The 19,389-nt window shown below is 68.9% G+C and carries 20 protein-coding genes; 7 read left to right on the plus strand and 13 right to left on the minus strand.

Annotated features, from left to right (window positions below; genetic code table 11):
• Positions 1-93 precede the first annotated feature (93 nt).
• The 3 genes from LOS8367_RS03175 to LOS8367_RS03185 all read left to right on the plus strand — a co-directional run bounded on the left by LOS8367_RS03175 (position 94) and on the right by LOS8367_RS03185 (position 3,231).
• Positions 94-1,542 carry an aldehyde dehydrogenase family protein gene (locus LOS8367_RS03175; RefSeq protein WP_085895010.1) on the plus strand — a complete coding sequence of 483 codons (1,449 nt, stop codon included), beginning with the start codon at positions 94-96 and terminating at the stop codon, positions 1,540-1,542.
• Between the two features lie 160 nt (positions 1,543-1,702).
• The gene (locus LOS8367_RS03180; protein ID WP_085895011.1) at positions 1,703-2,641 is read left to right on the plus strand and encodes a ring-cleaving dioxygenase; all 939 of its coding nucleotides are present in this window, start codon (positions 1,703-1,705) and stop codon (positions 2,639-2,641) included.
• Positions 2,638-3,231, plus strand: a complete 594-nt coding sequence (locus LOS8367_RS03185) for an alpha/beta hydrolase (RefSeq protein WP_085895012.1) — start codon at positions 2,638-2,640, stop codon at positions 3,229-3,231. Before LOS8367_RS03180 ends, LOS8367_RS03185 begins: the two co-directional genes overlap by 4 nt.
• Here the strand turns inward: LOS8367_RS03185 and LOS8367_RS03190 are convergent.
• From LOS8367_RS03190 to hspQ, 4 genes are all read right to left on the minus strand, one after another.
• On the minus strand, positions 3,228-3,911 hold the full coding sequence (locus tag LOS8367_RS03190; RefSeq protein WP_085895013.1) for an RluA family pseudouridine synthase: 684 nt from the start codon (positions 3,909-3,911) through the stop codon (positions 3,228-3,230). The genes LOS8367_RS03185 and LOS8367_RS03190 overlap by 4 nt on opposite strands.
• Positions 3,895-4,482 (minus strand): helix-turn-helix domain-containing protein, encoded by a 588-nt coding sequence (locus tag LOS8367_RS03195; protein WP_085895014.1) that lies wholly within the window; start codon positions 4,480-4,482, stop codon positions 3,895-3,897. Before LOS8367_RS03195 ends, LOS8367_RS03190 begins: the two co-directional genes overlap by 17 nt.
• 59 nt (positions 4,483-4,541) lie before the next feature.
• Positions 4,542-5,024, minus strand: a complete 483-nt coding sequence (gene msrC / locus LOS8367_RS03200) for a free L-methionine (R)-S-oxide reductase MsrC (RefSeq protein WP_085895015.1) — start codon at positions 5,022-5,024, stop codon at positions 4,542-4,544.
• Positions 5,025-5,098: 74 nt separating this feature from the next.
• Positions 5,099-5,425, minus strand: coding sequence for a heat shock protein HspQ (gene hspQ, locus LOS8367_RS03205; RefSeq protein ID WP_085895016.1), 327 nt, complete (start codon positions 5,423-5,425; stop codon positions 5,099-5,101).
• A gap of 83 nt (positions 5,426-5,508) precedes the next feature.
• On the opposite strand from hspQ, the gene LOS8367_RS03210 reads away from it, so the two are divergent.
• From LOS8367_RS03210 to LOS8367_RS03220, 3 genes are all read left to right on the plus strand, one after another.
• A complete protein-coding gene (locus LOS8367_RS03210; RefSeq protein WP_085895017.1) occupies positions 5,509-6,393 on the plus strand; it encodes an AEC family transporter in 885 nt (294 codons plus the stop codon).
• Between the two features lie 73 nt (positions 6,394-6,466).
• Positions 6,467-7,051, plus strand: a complete 585-nt coding sequence (locus LOS8367_RS03215; protein ID WP_085895018.1) for a transglycosylase SLT domain-containing protein — start codon at positions 6,467-6,469, stop codon at positions 7,049-7,051.
• Positions 7,052-7,195: 144 nt separating this feature from the next.
• Positions 7,196-7,684, plus strand: coding sequence for a cupin domain-containing protein (locus tag LOS8367_RS03220; protein WP_165761376.1), 489 nt, complete (start codon positions 7,196-7,198; stop codon positions 7,682-7,684).
• 63 nt (positions 7,685-7,747) lie between these two features.
• On the opposite strand, the gene LOS8367_RS03225 is transcribed toward LOS8367_RS03220, so the two are convergent.
• The 4 genes from LOS8367_RS03225 to LOS8367_RS03240 all read right to left on the minus strand — a co-directional run bounded on the left by LOS8367_RS03225 (position 7,748) and on the right by LOS8367_RS03240 (position 14,830).
• Complete coding sequence (locus LOS8367_RS03225) at positions 7,748-8,356, minus strand: LolA family protein (RefSeq protein ID WP_085895020.1); 609 nt, start codon at positions 8,354-8,356, stop codon at positions 7,748-7,750.
• A gap of 219 nt (positions 8,357-8,575) precedes the next feature.
• The gene (locus LOS8367_RS03230; RefSeq protein ID WP_085895021.1) at positions 8,576-12,187 is read right to left on the minus strand and encodes a DNA translocase FtsK; all 3,612 of its coding nucleotides are present in this window, start codon (positions 12,185-12,187) and stop codon (positions 8,576-8,578) included.
• 14 nt (positions 12,188-12,201) lie between these two features.
• A complete protein-coding gene (locus LOS8367_RS03235; protein ID WP_085895022.1) occupies positions 12,202-13,380 on the minus strand; it encodes an aminotransferase class I/II-fold pyridoxal phosphate-dependent enzyme in 1,179 nt (392 codons plus the stop codon).
• A gap of 124 nt (positions 13,381-13,504) precedes the next feature.
• The gene (locus LOS8367_RS03240) at positions 13,505-14,830 is read right to left on the minus strand and encodes an amidase (protein ID WP_085895445.1); all 1,326 of its coding nucleotides are present in this window, start codon (positions 14,828-14,830) and stop codon (positions 13,505-13,507) included.
• A gap of 93 nt (positions 14,831-14,923) precedes the next feature.
• Here LOS8367_RS03240 and LOS8367_RS03245 point away from each other — a divergent pair, with 93 nt between their 5' ends.
• A complete protein-coding gene (locus tag LOS8367_RS03245) occupies positions 14,924-16,135 on the plus strand; it encodes a UbiH/UbiF/VisC/COQ6 family ubiquinone biosynthesis hydroxylase (protein WP_085895023.1) in 1,212 nt (403 codons plus the stop codon).
• Between the two features lie 12 nt (positions 16,136-16,147).
• Here LOS8367_RS03245 and LOS8367_RS19235 read toward each other — a convergent pair whose 3' ends face one another.
• The 5 genes from LOS8367_RS19235 to LOS8367_RS03270 all read right to left on the minus strand — a co-directional run bounded on the left by LOS8367_RS19235 (position 16,148) and on the right by LOS8367_RS03270 (position 19,296).
• Positions 16,148-16,300: a Trm112 family protein gene (locus tag LOS8367_RS19235; RefSeq protein WP_106534991.1), complete on the minus strand. Its 153-nt coding sequence runs from the start codon at positions 16,298-16,300 to the stop codon at positions 16,148-16,150.
• A gap of 113 nt (positions 16,301-16,413) precedes the next feature.
• Positions 16,414-17,055: an LON peptidase substrate-binding domain-containing protein gene (locus LOS8367_RS03255; protein WP_085895025.1), complete on the minus strand. Its 642-nt coding sequence runs from the start codon at positions 17,053-17,055 to the stop codon at positions 16,414-16,416.
• A gap of 27 nt (positions 17,056-17,082) precedes the next feature.
• Positions 17,083-18,000: a thioredoxin gene (gene trxA, locus LOS8367_RS03260; RefSeq protein ID WP_085895026.1), complete on the minus strand. Its 918-nt coding sequence runs from the start codon at positions 17,998-18,000 to the stop codon at positions 17,083-17,085.
• An 85-nt stretch (positions 18,001-18,085) separates the two neighbouring features.
• Entirely contained in the window at positions 18,086-18,874 is a 789-nt protein-coding gene (locus tag LOS8367_RS03265) for an exodeoxyribonuclease III (RefSeq protein ID WP_085895027.1), read from the minus strand.
• Positions 18,875-18,972: 98 nt separating this feature from the next.
• Positions 18,973-19,296, minus strand: a complete 324-nt coding sequence (locus LOS8367_RS03270; protein WP_085895028.1) for a hypothetical protein — start codon at positions 19,294-19,296, stop codon at positions 18,973-18,975.
• Positions 19,297-19,389: the final 93 nt, after the last annotated feature.

Genomic DNA, 19,389 nt, shown 5'->3' on the forward strand with positions numbered 1-19,389 from the left:
GTGGCCAACATAGGAAGCCGCGGCACCGCCTGCCATAGCTTGCGGCCCCGATCCGCCGGTGACACTCTGCGCCGCGACACGGAGGAGATCCCCATGATCGAGAAACGCGACTTCTACATCGACGGCCGCTGGACCGCGCCCCTGGACGGGCGCGACTGCGAGGTGATCGACCCCTCGACTGAAGAGCCCTGCGCCGTCATCTCTCTCGGCGGTCAGGCCGACACCGATGCTGCCGTCGCCGCTGCCAAGCGCGCAGGCCCCGGCTGGCGCGCCACCCCGCCCGCCGAGCGGCGCGCCGTGGTCGCGCGCATCCTCGAGCAATACGAGGCCCGCAAGGAGGATCTGGCGCAGGCGATGAGCCGCGAGATGGGCGCGCCGATCGATCTGGCGCGCAACAGCCAGGCCACCTCCCTGCCCTATCACCTCGAGAATTTCCTGACTGCTTTCGACAAGATCGACTGGCTGCGGCCCTTGGGCGATCATGCGCCCGACACGATGATCTCGCTCGAACCGATCGGCGTGGTCGGGCTGATCACGCCGTGGAACTGGCCGATGAACCAGGTCACGCTCAAGGTGATCCCGGCGCTGCTGGCGGGCTGCACCGTGGTGCTGAAGCCCTCCGAGGAAGCGCCGCTGTCCTCGATCGTCTTCGCCGAGATGCTCGACGCGGCCGGCGTTCCGCCGGGCGTGTTCAACCTTGTCAACGGCGATGGCGCCGGCGTCGGCACGCAGCTGTCGACCCACGAGGACGTGCAGATGATCTCCTTCACCGGCTCGACCCGGGCCGGCCGCGCTATCTCCAAGGCCGCGGCCGAGACGCTCAAGCGGGTAACGCTGGAGCTGGGCGGCAAGGGCGCCAACCTGATCTTCGGCGATGCCGGGGAAAAGGCGGTGGTGCGCGGTGTGCGGCACTGCATGCAGAACACCGGCCAGTCCTGCAACGCGCCGACCCGGATGCTGGTCGAGCGCGGTTTCTACGACGAGGCGGTGGAGATCGCCGCCCGCACCGCGCAGGAAACCGGCGTCGGTCCGGCGAGCCAGGAGGGCCGCCATATCGGCCCGCTCGTCAACAAAACGCAATGGACCAAGGTGCAGGATCTGATCGAGACCGGCATCAAGGAGGGCGCGCGGCTCGTCGCGGGTGGCCCCGGCCTGCCCGAGGGGGTCAATCGCGGCTACTTCGTGCGGCCCACGGTCTTTGCCGACGTAACGCCCGATATGACCATCGCGCGCGAAGAGATCTTTGGCCCGGTGCTCTCGATCATGCCCTTCGAGGACGAGGCGCAGGCGATCGAGATCGCCAACGACACGCCCTATGGCCTGACCAACTACGTACAGTCCGCCGACCCGGCACGGCGCAACCGTCTCGCGCTTGCGCTGCATGCAGGCATGATCGAGATGAATGGCCGGCCGCGCGGCGCAGGCGCGCCTTTTGGCGGCGTCGGCCAGTCGGGCCGGGCTCGCGAGGGCGGGGTCTGGGGCATCGAGGAGTTTCTGGAGGTCAAGGCGATCTCCGGCTGGGGCCTCGACGCCGCGGAATAGCCATGGCGGCGCGTCCCTCTCGGGGCGCGCCCGTTCACGCCTCGGTTCCGGCCAAGCATGTGCGACCTGTGCGCCCATGCACCGATCCCGCGCCCGGACCGGGGATTTCGGCTCGACCGTGCTAGCTTATCTCTGAGCCGAGCACAGGGGAGCCAATGCCATGCTGGATCAGATCAGGGGCCTGCACCACGTCACCTCGATGGCGTCTGGGGCCCGGGCCAACAACGCCTTCTTCACCGATACGCTCGGCCTGCGCCGGGTGAAGAAGACGGTGAATTTCGACGCGCCCGACGTCTATCACCTCTATTATGCCGATGAGATCGGAACGCCCGGCACGGTGATGACCTATTTCCCATTCCCGAATGCCGGGCGGGGGCGTCGCGGCGCGGGCGAGGTGGCGCTGACCGCCTTCGCCATTCCGCAGGGCAGCACCGATGCGTGGGAGACCCGGCTGCGCGAGCGCCATGTCGAGAACATCCTTCGCGACAGCAGCTTCGGTGCCCCCCGCCTCCTGTTCGACGGCCCCGATGGCGAAAGGCTGGCGCTGGTCGAGGCAGCGGCAGACGGGCGTTCGCCGTGGACCGCCGGGGGCGTGTCGGAAGAGATCGCGATTCGCGGCTTTCACTCGGTCGAAATGCTGCTGCGCGACAAGGCGGCGACGGTCGAGCTGCTGGAATTCATGGGATACCGCGAAGCGGCCGCTGACGGAGCAGTGACACGCTACGAGATCGCGGGTGGCAACCCGGCGAGCCGCATCGACATCCGGGTCGATCCTGCGGCGCCGCGTGCACAGGCCGGCGCGGGCTCGGTGCACCACATCGCCTTCGCTGTCGAAAACCGCGCTGCGCAGGCCGAGGTCGCCGAAAGGCTGGCCGGGGCCGGCTGGCCCACCACGCCGCAGATCGACCGCGACTACTTCTTCGCGATCTATTTCCGCAGCCCGGGCGGCGTGCTGTTCGAAGTGGCGACCAACGAGCCCGGCTTCGACCGCGACGAGGATCGCGCGCATCTGGGCGAGGCGCTGAAGCTGCCCAAGCAGCACGAACATCTGCGCGCCGAACTCGAGCGCCGGCTCGAGCCGTTGGGAGATGGCGCGTGACGCTTCACGCCGCGCGCCAAGACGGGCGCCCCGGCGCGCCCCTCCTCCTGACCTTTCACGGCACGGGCGGCGGCGAGCAGCAGTTCCATCGCTTCGGCACCGAACTGCTACCCGGTGCGCATGTCGTTTCGCCGCGCGGCACGGTGAACGAGGGCGGCGCGCTGCGCTACTTCCGGCGCCGTGCCGAGGGCGTTTACGACATGGAGGATCTGGCGCTGCGCCGCGACGAAATGGCGGAATTCGTTGCAGCCGAGATCGCCCGGACTGGCGCCACGCGGGTTCTGGGCCTCGGCTATTCCAACGGCGCAAACATCCTCGCCGCCGTGGCGCTGGAGCGGCCCGATCTATTCACCGATCTGGCGCTGCTGCACCCGTTGATCCCGTGGACCCCGGCACCGCAGCCCGGCCTCTCCGGTCGCCGCGTGCTCATTTCCGCTGGCGAACGCGATCCGATCTGCCCGGCGCCGATGACACGGGCCCTCATCTCCTATCTTCAGGCGCAGGGGGCCGAAATCACCCAAGCCTGGCATCCCGGCGGCCACGAAATCCGGCCCGCCGAGATCGACGCTGTGAGAGACTTCGTCGGCTAGAACGGCGCCTTGGCGGTATAACGTACGCCCTTGCCGCCATCGGGGTGACGGAACTGCAGGGTTTCGGAATGCAGCATCAGCCGCGGATGATCGCGCGCCTTGCCCTCGGCATAGAACGGGTCGCCAAGGATCGGGTGACCGAGCGCCAGCATGTGCACGCGTAGTTGGTGGCTGCGCCCGGTCTTCGGCATCAGCCGCACCCGGCTTTCGTCCGCATCGGCGCGCAGCACCCGCCAGTCGGTGACCGCCTGTCGCCCGTTCTCGTGATCGACCATCTGCCGTGGCCGGTTCGGCCAGTCGACAATCAGTGGCAGGTCGACGGTGCCGGTCGCGGGCTCCAGCCGTCCCCGTACCCGCGCGACATAGGTCTTCTTCGCCTGGCGCTTTTCGAATTGCAGCCCGAGATGGCGCTGGGCGTGCGGCGTCAGTGCGAAGACCATGACGCCCGAGGTATCGCGGTCGAGCCGATGCACCAAGAGTGCCATCGGATAGGCTTCCTGCACCCGGGCCAGCAGGCAGTCGGCAAGGTGTTCGCCCTTGCCCGGGACCGAAAGAAGCCCGGCGGGCTTGTCGACGATCAGCACCTCGTGGTCCTCGTGAATCACGACGAGCGGCTCCATCGGCGGGTCGTAGGCGCTGCCGATATCGGGTTCGGGCGGGGTGTCAGGCGTCCGGGTCATCCCGCAGCGGTGCCAGCAGCCAGACCACCGTGCAAGGGGTGTCGTGGGGATTGAGCCAGGATATCTCCTCGCCCCGGGCCCAGAAGCTGTCGCCGGGGCCAAGCGCATGATGCCGCCCGCCGATCCGGATCTCGAACCGGCCCTCCAGCACGTAGCCCATCTCGACCCCGCCCCTTCGGCTCGGCTGGTCCGAAGCGGAATGGGCGTCGAGAGTGCTGCGATAGAACTGGATTCCGTGGACGAGCGGTGCGAGCAGGTCATCGATCGCCCCGGTATTGTCGGCCGGCAGCGGACGGCGCTGACCGGCGCGCAATACGTTGCCCGCCTCGGGGATCGGCTCCGCATCGCGGAGAAACAGCTGCGACAACGGCAGATCGAACGCCCGCGCGATGGCGACCAGATCGGCGTAACCGGGCTGGGAGCGATCCCGCTCCACCTGGCTGATCCAGCCGGTGGAGCGGTTGGTAAGAGCCGCGAGATCCGCGATCCTCAACCCCCGCGACTTTCGAAGGCGTCGCAGGTCCCGCCCCAAACTGCCGCGTTCTGGCGAAGCGTCACTCATCAACCACATGGCCTTTAGTACAGGGCACGGCGCCTTCTCTACCAAGGCGAAGCACACCGCAACACGATTCAACCGCGCGCGGCGCGCTGATGTCCAAAGAACACGGTTTTCATGAGCGCCTCCAAGCGTGCGGCATCCTGCGCGTCGAAGGCATCCGGTTGGTCGCTGTCAATGTCCAGCACGGCAAAGACTTCGCCCTGCGAATCGCGCAGGGGAATCACCAACTCCGAACGGGTCGAAGCCGCGCAGGCGATATGGCCCGGGAACGCCTCGACATCCGGCACGAGTTGGGTCTCTCCGCTGCGCGCGGCGGCGCCGCAAACACCGCGGTCGAAGGGAATGGTCAGGCAGCCATGGCCGCCTTGATAGGGCCCGATCTTGAGAAGGCCGGGCGCCGTCACCCGGTAGAAGCCGGTCCAGTCGAAGCGGTCATCGGCGTGGTGCAACTCGCAGGCGATGGTCGCCATCAGCGCGATCTCGTCGGTTTCCCCCTCGGTCAAAGCGAGGATACGCGCGCGCAACTCGTCGAAAGGCAGTGTGGTCGTCGTCATGAGGGGCTCCCGCTGAGGCGATCCAACAGGTGTAACGAGCGGCGCGGCCCGCGCAACCCTTTGACGGCGCCCCTCTAGTTGAGATCCACCTGCAGGGGATAGTGCCCGTCCTCGAAGGGACCGAAAAGATCGTCCAGATCGGGGTGATCGACCGGCTCGCCGGAATAGTCGGCGACGAGGTTCTGCTCGCTCACATAGGCCACGTAATAGCTCTGCGCGTTCTCTGCGAGCAGGTGGTAATAGGGCTGCTGCTTGGCCGGACGGCTGTCCTCGGGGATCGACTGATACCACTCCTCGGTGTTCGAGAAGATCGCGTCGACATCGAAGATCACGCCCCGGAACGGGTGCTTGCGATGGCGGACCACCTGACCCAAGGAATATTTCGCGCGCGACTTCAGCATGGCAGACCGTCCTTTCCACCAGTAATACCCGCAAAGCCCCTCACAGGTCCATGCGGGGCGGTCAAGTAGGGGAGAAACAGTCCGTGAACCTTGTCCTGACAGTGCTGGAGATCACCGCGCCGGTCTTCGCCCTCGCCACGATCGGCTTCGTCTGGGTGCGACTCGGCCTCGCCTACGACGTGCCCTTCGTCAGCCGCATGGCGATGACCATCTCCGTACCCTGCCTGATCTTCGTGGCGCTGATGCAGACCGAGATCGACCCCTCGGCGCTGGCCACCCTCTCGTTCGCCGCCGCCCTCAGCTACGCGGTGCTGGCGGCGCTCCTCGCGGCGCTTTTGGCGGTGATGCGGCTCGACATGCCGACCTATCTGGCGCCGCTGATCTTCGGCAATACCGGCAATCTCGGCCTGCCGCTGGCGCTCTTCGCCTTCGGGCAGGAGGGGCTGGGCTACGCGGTCGTGGTCTTCGCGGTCATGGCAATCGGCTCCTTCACATTCGGCATCTGGCTGGTGGCGGGGCGCGGATCGCTGGGCCGGGTGCTGCGCGAACCGCTGGTCTGGGGCACGGTGCTGGGCGCGCTGTTCCTGTGGCAGGGCTGGCAGACGCCGCAGGTGGTCACCAACACGCTGGAGCTGGTGGGCCAGATGGCAATTCCGCTGATGCTGATCACGCTGGGCGTCGCGGTGGCGCGGCTCAGGCCCGGCACGCTGGCGCTCTCGACCGGGCTCTCGGCCACCAAAATTGCGCTCTGCGCCGGTGTCGCCGTGGGGCTGGGGTTGTGGTTCGGCCTGCCGCCGGTGGCCTTCGCGGTGCTGGTATTGCAGATTTCGACCCCGGTGGCGGTGACCTCCTACCTGCTTGCCGAGAAATACGGCTCCGACGCGCAGGCCGTGGCGGGTCTGGTGGTCACATCCACGTTGCTCTCGGTGATCGCTTTGCCGCTCATACTGGCAATCGTGATCGCTTGATCTACCCTGCCCTGTTCCACGGCGGCCCGGCTTCGGCTAGGCTCGCAAAAAAACGAGCACTTGCGAGGGGCAGATGAGCAGACTCTTTCGCGCCATGATTCTGTTGGCCGTCCTGGCCGGATGCGGGCCGCGCGACTTCGCCGCCCCGCGCGAGCTGGACGACGCCTGCAGCATCGTGCGCCAGCATCCCGACTATCTCCGTGCCTTCAAGGCGACCGAGCGCAAATGGGGCGTGCCGGTCCCGGTCCAGATGGCGATCATCTACCAGGAGAGCAAATTCATCGGCAACGCGCGCACGCCGTTCCAGTGGAAGCTCGGGGTGATTCCCGTCGGCCGGCAATCCTCGGCCTATGGCTACAGCCAGGCGCTCGACGGCACCTGGGAGGAGTACATGGAGCAGGAGGGCGGCTTCCGGCACAAGCGTGACCGGATCGAGCACGCGACCAACTTCATGGGCTGGTACATGAACGGCACCCAGCGCGAACTGGGCATCCCGCTCTACGATACCCGCAACCAGTACCTTGCCTATCACGATGGGCGCGCGGGCTACCGGCGTGGCACTTGGAAGTCCAAGGGTTGGCTAATCAACGTCTCCGACGCACTGGCGCGGCGCACGCTGCTTTACGACAGCCAGCTGCGCGCCTGCGGCAAGCGCTGAACCACGGATGCGGGCGGCCCTAGGGCCGCCCTTTCCTTGTGCGGCAGGCCGATGCAGTCCCTTCGGGGAGCTGTGCGACTCGGGGCGCGAAGCCTACCCTGCGGCACGGGCCGAGTTGCGGCCCGATCATGGGAGATACTCGACATGTTTCGATTCCCAGATCACCCGTGGCGCGGCGGGGGCATCGCCCTTGTCCTCGCCCTGACCGGCTCCATGGCCTTCGGCATGGACGACATGGCGAAATCGATGGCGCCGGATATGCTGGAGTGGGGCGCCGGGCCGCCCACCCTGCCCGAGGGCGCCGAGCTTGCCGTGCTGAGCGGCAACCCGATGGAGGCCGGCCCCTTCGTGGTGCGATTGCGCTTTCCAGACGGCTTCGCGGTGCCACCGCACACCCACCCCACCGCAGAGCACGTGACGGTGATCTCCGGCACCCTGCTCTTCGCCCATGGCGAGGACCCCGCAACGGCTGAGCCGCAGCCGGTCGCGGCCGGCGGCTTCATCATGATCCCTCCCGACCACCCGCACCGGGCGACGGCCGAAGGCGAGACCGTGATTCAGATCAATGGCGAGGGGCCGTTCGCGGTGACCTACCTCGATCCCGCCGACGATCCGCGCGGCCAGACCAACTGACCACGACGAAAAGGGCCGCCGGTCGGATGACCGGCGGCCCCGAGAGGGTTCAGGCGTGGCCCGTCACCACTTCGACATCTCGGAGCGGATGTTGAACTTCGCATCCGAAATGCCCGCGCCCGGCCGCAGGTCGTTGAGCACCACGGTGGTTTTCTGCCCGGCATTGTCGGTGACGATCCACTGGCGCAGTTCCACCGGATCGGCGGTGAACACCATCTGGATCGAGCCGTACTCGGGATGCGCCGGGTCCTGCGCGGTCACCGTGGTCTTGGTGCCGTCGGAGGTGTGCCCCGTCACCATGCCCGCCCGTCCGAGATTTACGTTGCGCTCGAGGATGATGTTGAGCGGCGTCTGGTTCAGCGGGTAGCGCTCGGGCCCGGTGTTGGAGCGGGCGTCGAACACCGCGACCTGACCGCCACCGGCGATCATCATCGAACGGTCGCCCGCGTATTCGAAGCGGATCCGGCCGGGCCGCTTGATATACATCGTGCCGGTCTTGATTGAGCCGTCGCCGTTGATCTGGGTGAAGCCCGCGGTCGCCGACTGGAGCTGGTTGAGATAGTTCGAAATCTCGCCCAGCGAGAGCTGGCGCGCAAAGGCCGGCCCGGTGGTGACCGCCAGCGTGGCGGCCGCGGCGAGCGAGGCGAGGAAGCTGCGTCGGATCATGGTCATGTCTCGCGTTGTCCTTCATGTCGTGGCCCCGAATGGACAGCAGGGCGCCTTGGCACTCGATATAGGGTCGGTCTGCCGGATTGTCCGCCGCTAGGCGATATCGCGCGCGCCGCCAGTCAATGACCGCGCCATGAAAAGCCCCCCGCCCGGCGGGGCAGGGGGCTTAACCCATTGGAAAATCTAGGATCACGGCCCCCTCACGGAGGACTCGCGGCAATGTCAGTGCACCTCGGGCACCAGCACTTCGCGCTTGCCGACGTGGTTCGCGGAGGAGACCACGCCCTGATCCTCCATCTGTTCGACCAGCCTCGCGGCCTTGTTGTAGCCGATCGCCAGCTTGCGCTGGATGTAGGAGGTGGAGCATTTGCGATCCTTGGCGACGATCTGCACCGCCTGGTCGTAGAGCGCGTCCTCGCTGTCGGAGCCGGAGGTCGAGGAGCCGCCCCCCGCGAGGCCCAGCACCGCGTCGATATCCGAACTCTTGTCCTCGTCCGGGCCCTCGACCACGCCGCCCACGTAATCGGGCGGGCCGAAGCCCTTGAGGTAGGTCACGATCTCCTCGACCTCCTCGTCCGAACAGAACGGCCCGTGCACGCGGGTGATCTTGGAGCCGCCCGCCATGTAGAGCATGTCGCCCATGCCCAGGAGCTGCTCGGCGCCCTGTTCGCCGAGGATCGTGCGGCTGTCGATCTTCGACGTGACCGAGAAGGAGATCCGGGTCGGGAAGTTGGCCTTGATGGTACCGGTGATGACGTCGACCGAGGGGCGCTGGGTCGCCATGATCAGGTGGATGCCGGAGGCCCGCGCCATCTGCGCGAGGCGCTGGATGCAGGCTTCGATCTCCTTGCCCGCGACCATCATCAGATCGGCCATCTCATCGACGATGACGACGATGTAGGGCAGCACTTCGGGCTGGAACTCGTCGGTCTCGAAGATCGGGTCGCCCGTCTCCTCGTCGAAGCCAGTCTGCACCGTGCGCGAGAACATCTCGCCCTTGGACAGCGCGTCGCGCACCCGGCCGTTATAGCCGTCAATGTTGCGCACGCCCATCTTCGACATCTTGCGATAGCGCTCCTCCATCTCGCCCACGACCCATTTCAGGGCGACGACCGCCTTCTTGGGGTCGGTGACCACGGGCGAGAGCAGATGCGGGATGCCGTCATAGACGCTGAGTTCCAGCATCTTCGGGTCGATCATGATCAGCCGGCATTCCTCGGGGGTGAGTTTGTAGAGCAGCGACAGGATCATCGTGTTGATCGCCACCGACTTGCCCGAGCCGGTGGTACCGGCGATCAGAAGGTGCGGCATCTTGGCGAGGTTGGCGATTACCGGCTCGCCGCCGATATCCTTGCCGAGCGCCAGCGGCAGCTTCATCTGGTTGTCGCCGTAGTCGCGCGCGGTGAGGATCTCGCGCAGCGCCACCATCTCGCGCTTGGCATTGGGCAGTTCGATGCCGATCACCGAGCGGCCCGGCACGGTCGAGACCCGCGCCGAGAGCGCCGACATGGAGCGCGCAATATCGTCGGCGAGGCCGATGACGCGGCTGGCCTTGAGGCCCGGCGCGGGCTCCAGCTCGTACATGGTGACCACAGGGCCGGGGCGGACCGAGACGATCTCGCCCTTGACGCCGTAATCCTCGAGCACGCTTTCGAGCTGGCGCGCGTTCTCTTCGAGCTGCGCATCCGGCAGGTGGTGCCGCTCGATCGCGGCGGGGTCCATCAGCAGGTCGAGCGGCGGGTACTCGTATTCGGGATAGGCGACCTGCGGCGTTGCGGGCTGGCTCGGCGGCGCCACCGGCGCGGGCTGCGGCGCGGCGCGCGCGATCTCGGCGGCCGGGCCCTGGGGGGCAGACTGACGCGCGGCGACCGGCTCGGCGCGGTGCGCGGCAAATGGCGGGGCGGCGGGCGCGGGTGTGCGGGCCGGTGCAGCGGGCTCGCGGCGCGCGGTGAGCGGCGGCTCGGCCGGGCGCTGTGGCGCGACGGGGGCGGACATCGGAGCCTCCGGCTCCTGCCAATCCTCGGCCTCGACCGGCTGTTCGGATCCGTCCGCCCACTGCGGTTCGGCGGACACGTCCCAGTCCTGATGCGGTTCCGCCTCAAGCGCCTGCTCGGGCATCTGCTTCCAGTCGTCCTGCGGCGCGGCCTGCTCGGGCCATCCGGCGGTCGCGTCATAGGCCACGTCATCGCCCGCCTCGACCGGCTGCGGCTCGGGCATGGTGCCGAACGGATCGGGTCGCGCCATGTCGCGGGCCAGCGGCGGCTCGACCCGGGGCACCGGGGCCGCGTCCGCGCGGGCAGCGCCAAGCGTCTGGCCCGCGAGCGCCTGCCCGGCGGCGGCGAGACCGGCCCCGGCAGCGGCGAGCCCGGCGCCGGCCACGGCGCGCGGCGTCTTGTTGATCATCAGCGGTTTTGGCCCACGGCCACGGGTCAGCGAGGGCTCGATCCGGCCATGCTGGAACGGCGGCATCGTGTTCTGCCCGGTGCGCGCCCGGATCGCATCAGAAATGCGCGAGCGGATCCGGTCGTCATCGGCGGGACGCTCGGCCGCGGCCTGCGCGGTGAGCGGCGGCTCGACCGGGGCGGCGGGCGACGTCTCACGCGGCTCGGTGCGGCGCAGCAGCTGCGGCATCCGCGACAGCAAGCCGCCAGAGGGTTCCTCGGTGCGAGCCGGGCGCGGCGGCGCGGCGAGCGTGCCCGGGGGCGCCGGCGGCAGTCGCCGCGCCGGAGCCGCGTCCTGTGCGGCGGGCGCGGCCCCGGACCAATCGTCTTCGGGCCAGTCGCCCCGGGCCTGCTCATCGTCCGACCAGCCATCTTCGGCCCAGCCCGTCTCTTCCGTCATCGGCGGCGCGGGGGGCACGGGCGCGGGCTGGCGAGGCATGACCCGGGACACGGCCGGCGGCATGCGTCGCGCCGGCGCGCTGTCCTCAATCAGGGCTTCGTCCTCCTCCGCCTCCGAAGCGGCGGGGGCGGGCCGGGCGGCGGCGCTGATGCTGGCCATGCGCTTGGCGGCATGGGCGCGCACCACGGCAGCGACGCGCTGGGTCTGGTCCGGTTCGGGCACCGCGCGGGCGGCGGCGTCTTCTTCGGCGGCGATCGCCGCATCGCGGCGCATCTGCTCGCGGCGCGACTCGATCTCGTCACCGATTCGGGCGCGCAGCACCTCGGCGGCGCGCATAGAAACCGTGGCGCCGCGCCCCATCAGCCGCAGACCGAGCGCATAGGCCAGCACCAGCCCCAAGAGAATCAGCCGCCAGAGGCCTTGCGTTTCCTCGCGGGTGAAACCGGTGACATAGGCCCCCGCCGCCAGCGTGCCCGCACCAAGCAGCAGCGCCAGAAGGTTCACCCCGAGCCCCGGGCCGAAGGGCAGCACCGTGAGCAGCAGCCCCAGCACCGTGTCGCCGAACAGGCCGCCAAGGCCGAAATTGTGGCTCCAGCCATCAGGCGGCGTCAGCGTCGCGGCGAAGACCGCGGCCAGCGCCACGACGATCGGCGCGAACATCAGCCGCGACATTGCCCGGTCCTCGCCCCGATGCAGCGTCAGCCGCGCGCCCCAGGTCAGGAACACCAGCGGCAGCATCCAGGCGCCGCGCCCGACGATCATCACGATCGGCTGCGCCACCGAGGCGCCGAAACGCCCCAGCCAGTTCTGCACCGGCGCGTCCGAGGCCAGCATCCAGTTCGGATCATCGGGGCTGTAGGAGCCGATCATCATCGCGACCATCAGCCCCAGGGCGATCAGCACAAGTCCGAGCAACTCCTTGCCGCGCTTTTCCAGCGCCGCTTGCGTGTTACTGTCGAAGAGCGGTTCGCGCCCCCGCGTCTGATACGCCATTTCGCCTCGTCCTCTCAGTCGTAGAGACAGTCGCGGAGCGTCTCGAGCCCGCGCTGCATCTCGTTGGCCGGGGCCACCATGGCGACCCTGACATATCCCTTGCCGGGATTTTCTCCGTTCACGTCACGCCCGAGATAGGCGCCGGGCAGTACCCGCACTCCCGTCTCGCGCCATGCCTTCAGCGCCGCCGCCTCGCCATCCGCGACCGGCAGCCACAAAAAGAACCCTGCCTCCGGCGCCGCATAGCCCGGGACATCGCCCAGTACCGCGTCCGCGATGTCGTATTTCGCGGCATAGAGCGCGCGGTTCTCGATCACATGCGCTTCGTCCGACCACGCCTTCGCGGCTACCGCCTGCAGGGGCAGCGGCAGCGGCGCGCCCGCATAATTGCGCAGCTGCCGCATGCGGCGAATCGATTCGGGGCCTCCCGCGGCGAAGCCCGCGCGCAGGCCCGGCAGGTTCGACCGCTTGGACAGGGAGTTGAACACCACCAGACGCTCAGGATCGGCGCCCATCGCCGCGGCGACGGCCAGCGCGCCCGGCGGCGGCGTCTCGCGCCAGATCTCGGAATAGCACTCGTCGGCGAAGACCCGGAAATCATGGCGCTCGGCCAGTTCCAGCAGTCGCTTGAGATAGGCTTCCGAGGCCACCGCGCCCTGCGGGTTCGAGGGCGAGCAGAGATAGAAGATCGCGGTGCGGTCCAGCGTCTCGGGCGCGATCGCGTCCAGATCCGGCAGGAATCCGGTCTCGTGCGTGGCGGGCAGGTAGCGCGGCTCGGCACCCACGGAGAGCGCGGCCACCGCATAGACCTGGTAGAACGGGTTCGGCATCAGCACCAGCGGCGCCTGCCCGCCCTTGGCCTCGGGGCACAGCGCCATGGCGGCGTTGTAGAGCCCCTCGCGCGTGCCATTGAGCGCCAGCAGCCGCTCGGGCGCCACGGCGATGGCATAGCGCCGCGAAATCCAGCCGGAGATCGCGCCCAAGAGCATCTCCGAGCCCTCGTTGACCGGGTACTTGCCGAATCCCGCCGCCGCCTCTGCGATGGTGGGGCCGACCCAGTCGGGATAGGGGTGCTGCGGCTCGCCGATGGTCATGGCGAGCGGCGCGCCGCCCGGCTTGTGCGAATCAAGCAGGCTCCGCAGACGCGGGAACGCGTATTCCGGTAGGTCCGAGAACCGATCGGGGAAATCCATCGCTGCCTCATGAACGGGGGTCATGCCAGTGCCCCTCTTGCCACGAAACTACCCGCGCGGGCAGGACGATGTCCAGCTTTCGCCCCCTGCCCGCCCCGCATGTGTCTTTCGGGTCAGGGCTCTGTCAGGCGAGGGCCGCCTCGACCGCCGCCGCCAGACGCCACAACGCTGCGTCCCGCCCCGCTGCGCCGTTCAGCAACAGCCCGCAGCCCGGATCGCCGAAAGGCAGCGCCGCCGAGCATAGCCCCATCAGATTGGCCAGCCGCGTGTTCCGCAAGGTCTTGAGGTTGGTGAGGCGGAAAGCCTCGGCGTCCTCGAGGAGCGGCGCGACCTTGGGAGGCGTGATCGCCACGCCTGGGCAGATCACCGCGTCGAACCCCGCCGTCGCGGCCCGGAAATCGCGGCGCAGCGCGTGCAGACGGTCCCAGCCGGCGATCCAGTCGGCGGCCGACACCCCCTGCCCCGCGCTGACCCGGTCGAGAATCGGCGGGTAGAGCGCATTCCTGTCGGCCTCGATCCGCTCGCGCCACCAGGCCCAGGCCTCGGCGGTATAGAGCGCGCCCGACAGGTCATAGGCCTCCCCCAGCGCCGGATGCGCGCGCCGCGTGATCACGGCGCCTGCGGTATCGAGCCGCGACAGCGCCGCATCGAAGCTGCGCGACACGGCAGGCTCCAGCCCCTCCATCACCACCGTGTCGATCACCAGAAGACGCCGTCCCTCGAGCCCGGCCCCGCGCAGATCGGCCGAAGGCCCGCCCAGCGCCGCGAGGGCGATATTGGCGTCCTCGACGCTGCGCGCCAGCGGGCCGATGGTATCGAATCGAGCACAGAGCGGCACTGCGCCCGCGAGCGGCAGCGCCCCGTGGGTCGGCTTGAGCCCGACGAGCCCGTTCCAGACCGACGGCACCCGCACCGAACCGCCGGTGTCGGAGCCGATGGCCAGCGGTGCCAGCCCGTGCGCCACCGAGGCCGCCGCGCCGGAGGAGGAGCCGCCAGGCGCGGCCTCGGGGTCGAAGATGTTGGGTGGCGTCGCAGTGCGCGGGTTGATCCCGAGCCCCGAGAAGGCGATTTCGGTCATGTGGGTTTTGCCGAGGCAGACCATCCCGGCGGCGCTGGCGCGCGCCAGCACCTCGGCGTCGCGGTCGGGCACGCGCCCCGTCATTAGCCGGGTGCCCGCCTCGGTCGCCACGCCGGCGCTGTCGAACAGGTCCTTCCAGCTCACCGGCACCCCGTCGAGCGGGCCGCGCCTGCGCCCCATCCGGGCCCTTTCGCGCGCCGCCTCGGCCTCGGCGATGGCGCGCTCGGGCGTCAGCCGGGCATAGATCCGCGCGGCGGCGGGATGCGCTTCGGCGGCATCGAGAAAGCTTTGGGCCAGCGCGACCGGGTCGATGTCGCCCGCCGCGATGCCGCGCCCCAGCGCCGCCGCGCCCATCCGCCGCCATTCGTCCATCGCCGCCTCCGCCATATCCCGCCTTGATCGGGCGCGAGGCTAGCGGCGCCGGGGCGCATGGACAATCCCGCCCCCCGCCCCATAGTCAGCCCCATGAACCAAGACAGCGACATCCTCATCGCGGGCGGCGGCCTCAACGGCCCGGTGCTCGCCCTCGCCCTCGCCCGGGCCGGGTTCTCGGTGACCCTCGTGGACGCGGCCGCCCCCGCCGCCCGCCTCGCCCGTTTTGACGGGCGCGCCTATGCCATCGCCGCAAGCTCGCGGCGGATGCTGGCGCGGCTGGGCTTGTGGGATCAGCTGGCACCGCAGGCGCAGGAGATGGTCGAGATCAAGGTCACCGACGGGCGCGCCGGCGAAGGTCCCTCCGCCTGGTGGCTGCATTTCGATTCGGCCGAGATCGAGGAAGGCCCGATGGGCCACATGGTCGAGGACCGGCACCTGCGATCGGCTCTCGCCGCGGCGCTGAAGGCGACGCAAGGCGTCACCCTGCGCGCTCCGGCCAAGGTGGTCGCGCAGGAGACCTCGGCGGGCGGGGTATCCGTCACGCTCGATTCGGGCGAGGTACTGCGCGCCGGGCTGCTCGTGGGCTGCGACGGCCGCGCCAGCGGCACCGCCGCGCGGGCCGGGATCAGGCGCAACGGCTGGGGCTATGGCCAGAGCGCGGTGACCTGCGCGGTCGAGCACGAATTGCCGCACAAGGGCATCGCACACCAGTTCTTCATGCCCGGGGGGCCGCTGGCGATCCTGCCGCTGACCGGCCGGCGCAGCTCGCTGGTCTGGAGCGAGCGCACCCCGCGCGCCGAGCGTCTCGCGGCAATGCCTGAGGCGGAATTCCTCGACGCGCTGCGTCCCGCCTTCGGCAATTTCTTGGGCGAGATCGGTCTGGTGGGCAGTCGCGGGCGGTTTCCGCTGGGTCTCAGCCTCGCGGAGCGCTTCACCGCCCGACGCGTGGCGCTTGTAGGAGACGCGGCGCACGGGTTGCACCCGGTCGCGGGGCAAGGCCTCAATGCCGGGCTGCGCGACGTCGCGGCGCTGGCCGAGGTGCTGAGCGAAGCCCGCAAGCATGGCGAAGATGCGGGCAGCGCCCTCGTGCTCGACCGCTATGCACGGTGGCGGCGCTTCGACACCACGGTGCTGGCCGCCACGACCGACCTCACCACGCGGCTGTTCTCGAACGACAACCCGCTGCTGCGGCTGGCGCGCGATGCCGGGCTCGGCGCGATCAATGCCGTGGCACCGCTGCGCCGCGCGATGATCCGCGAGGCGGCAGGGCTGACCGGGGAATTGCCGCCGCTGATGCGTTGAGGCGCGGCGGGCTCAGTCGAGCGGGCGCGCCTCGTCGGCCAGCATCACCGGGATGCCGCCCCGGATCGGATAGGCAAGATTGGCGGCCCGGCTCACCAGTTCCTGCCGCTCCGCGTCGTAGCTGAGCGGAGCTTGGGTCTGCGGACAGACCAGCGCCTCAAGCATGCGCCGGTCAAAGGCGGCCCGGCCCGCGCGCGGATCCGGCTCGGGATCGGGCAGCGGATCGATCGGCGGGACCGGTCGGGGCGGCGTGTCGGGCGGCAGGTTCGGATCGTCGCTCATTGCATTCTTTCCTCGCCCGAGCCGCCGCGCAGGGCGAACTCGATCAGCGTCACCAAGGTCTCGCGCCGGCCCGGCAGGTCCGGCGCTTCGAGCAGCGCTTGGCGCTCCTCGCAATCGAAGGGGCAGAGCATCGAGAGTGAATTGATCAGCAACTCGTCCTCGGCCTCGCGCAGGTTTTCCCAGTCGGTCTGGAGCCCCTGCTCGTCGAAGAACCGGGCGAGCAGCTTCAGGAAATGATCCCGCCGCATCCCCGGGTCGGCCTCGACCGCACCGCGGTCGCGCTCGAAGCCGGACCAGTCCACGGCGCAGCGGCGATAGGGCGTGAAGCCCTCGACCTCGCGGCGGATCCTGAAACGCGACACCCCCGCGAGGGTGATCATGTAGCGCCCGTCCTCGGTCTCGGAAAAGGCGGTGAGCCGCCCGGCGCATCCAATGTCGTGCAGCCGCATCTCGCCCGACGGGGTCTCGTAGGGCTGGATCATCCCGATCAGCCGCTCCGGCGTCTTCATCACGTCCTCGACCATGGCGAGGTAACGCGGCTCGAAGATGTGCAGCGGCAGCCGGGCGCGCGGCAAGAGCAGCGCCCCCGGAAGCGGGAAGACCGGAATGGTGTCGGGGAGGTCCGCGCCAGTGATCATGAAAGGCGACCTAGCCTGCTGGGCCCCTCAGGCAAATATCATCGATGAGAGCTTGCGCCGACCCGCGAGCGCGATCGGATCCTTTGCGGGCAGCGCCTCGAAAATGGTGAAGAGCTGGGTCTTGGCCGCGCCCTCGTTCCACTCGCGGTCGCGACGGAAGATCTCGAGAAGCTGCTCCACCGCCTCGGCGGTCTCGCCCTTGGCATGCAGCGCGGTGGCGAGGTCGTAACGCGCCTGCAGGTCGCCCGGTTCGGCCTCGACCCGGCCACGCAGCTCGGCCACGGGACCGGCATTGCTAGCCTGCTTGGCCAGCGCGATCTGCGCATGCGCCGCGTCCAGTTCGGGCGTCCGGGCGATCTCGGCCGGGGCACCGTTGAGGATCGCCTCGGCCTGCTCGACCTGATCCAGCGCCAGATGCGCGCGCACGAGGCCGGCATAGGCGGCGGCGTTCTTGCCATCCTCCTGCAGGATCGCGCCGAACACCTCGGCCGCGCCGGTGGCATCGCCCTCGTCGAGCATCGTCTCGGCCGCCTCGATCGCCTCCGACAGGCCGCCATCCTCTTCGCCGCCGCCCAGAGCGACGAGCTTCTGCACGAACTTGTCGATTTCCGATCCGGGCAGCGCGCCCTGGAATCCGTCGACCGGCTGACCCTGCCAGAAGGCATAGACGGTGGGAATCGACTGCACCTGAAGCTGGCCCGCATAGGCCTGGTTCCGATCGACGTCGATCTTGACCATCTTCACCTTGCCGCCGGCCTTGGTCACGGCCGCCTCGAGCGCCGGGCCCAGCGTCTTGCACGGCCCGCACCACGGCGCCCAGAAATCGACGATCACCGGCACCGTCTTCGAGGTCTCGACCACGTCCTGCATGAAGGTGGCGTCGGAGCCCTCGCGGATCAGGTCGTCCTTGGGGGCGGCGGGGGCGCTGTCGTTGAGACCGAGCATGTGAAGCTCCTGCTGCTGTTTGCGGCCCTGTGCGGGCGATGTTCAGAGGTGAGTATATGTGCGCGGAGACGCGCCGCGCCAAGCCCTAGAGGTCGAAGCTGGCGAAGACCGGGGCGTGGTCAGAGGGCTTGTCCCAGCCGCGTGCCGATTTCAGAACCCGGCTGCCATGCCCTGCCTTGGCGATGTCGGACGTGGCCCAGACATGATCGAGCCTGCGACCGCGATTCGCTGCCTCCCAGTCCTTGGCGCGGTAGGACCACCAGGAATAGAGCTGGCCCTCCGGGATGTCCTGCCGGGTCACGTCGACCCAATCGCCGCTGTCCTGCACCTGCGCGAGGTGCTCGACCTCGACCGGCGTATGGCTGACCACCTTCAAGAGCTGCTTGTGGCTCCAGACGTCGTCCTCGCGCGGGGCAATGTTGAGATCGCCCACGAGGATCGCGCGCTCGGGCCGGTTGGCGTGAAAATCGTCGCGCATATGGGTGAGGTAGTCGAGCTTCTGGCCGAACTTCTCGTTCTTCTCGCGATCCGGCTCGTCACCGCCCGCAGGAACATAGAAATTGTGGATCGTCACGCCGTTTTCCAGCCGCCCGGCGATGTGGCGGGCGTGGCCGAGCTGCGCATGATCATGCGCCGCGACCTCTTCGATCGGCAGGCGCGACAGGATGGCGACACCGTTATAGCCCTTTTGGCCGCGCGCGATCATGTGGTCGTAGCCCAGTGCGCGGAACGCCTCGAGCGGGATCTTCTCGACCGGGCTCTTGCATTCCTGCAGGCACAGAACGTCGGGCCCCTCCTCCTGCAGAAGGCGGGTCACCAGCGTTTCGCGCAGGCGGACCGAGTTGATGTTCCAGGTGCAAAGCGTGAAGGGCATGCGCGGTCTCCGGCTGTCGGGCCGGGCCTGCCTAGCCTCTCGCGGCGCCGAAGGCCACCCGCCGCCGCTGCACCGGATTCACGCTCGGACAGCGCGGCTCAGGGCTGGATCGTATAGCTCTCGGCCGCGCAGACATCGACACGGTCGGGTACCACGGCGCCGTCCGAGAACATCATCAGCAGGTCGTAGAGGCATTCCGACACGTTGCGGATGGTGACGTCGGCATTGCTTCCCGACGGCACGACGTATTCGCCCAGCAGGTCGTCACGCCAGTACTGGTCCGTCACCGGAGAGGCGAAGAGCCGCATCAGATCCACCCCCGAGCGATTGCGCACCCGCAGCGTCTCGGTCTCGGCCAGAACGGCAGTGCCGAGAAGCGGGATCAGCGCGATGGCGAAGGCGAAAGGGCGAAAAACGGACATCGGGCAACTCCTGTCGGTACATGTCCAGCCTAGCCCCTCGGCTGCGCCGACCCCAGAGGCGTTTCGTCCCGCTCACGCCAGCGCGACCGGAAT

The organism is Limimaricola soesokkakensis, from assembly GCF_900172345.1.
Taxonomy (GTDB): Bacteria; Pseudomonadota; Alphaproteobacteria; order Rhodobacterales; family Rhodobacteraceae; genus Limimaricola; species Limimaricola soesokkakensis.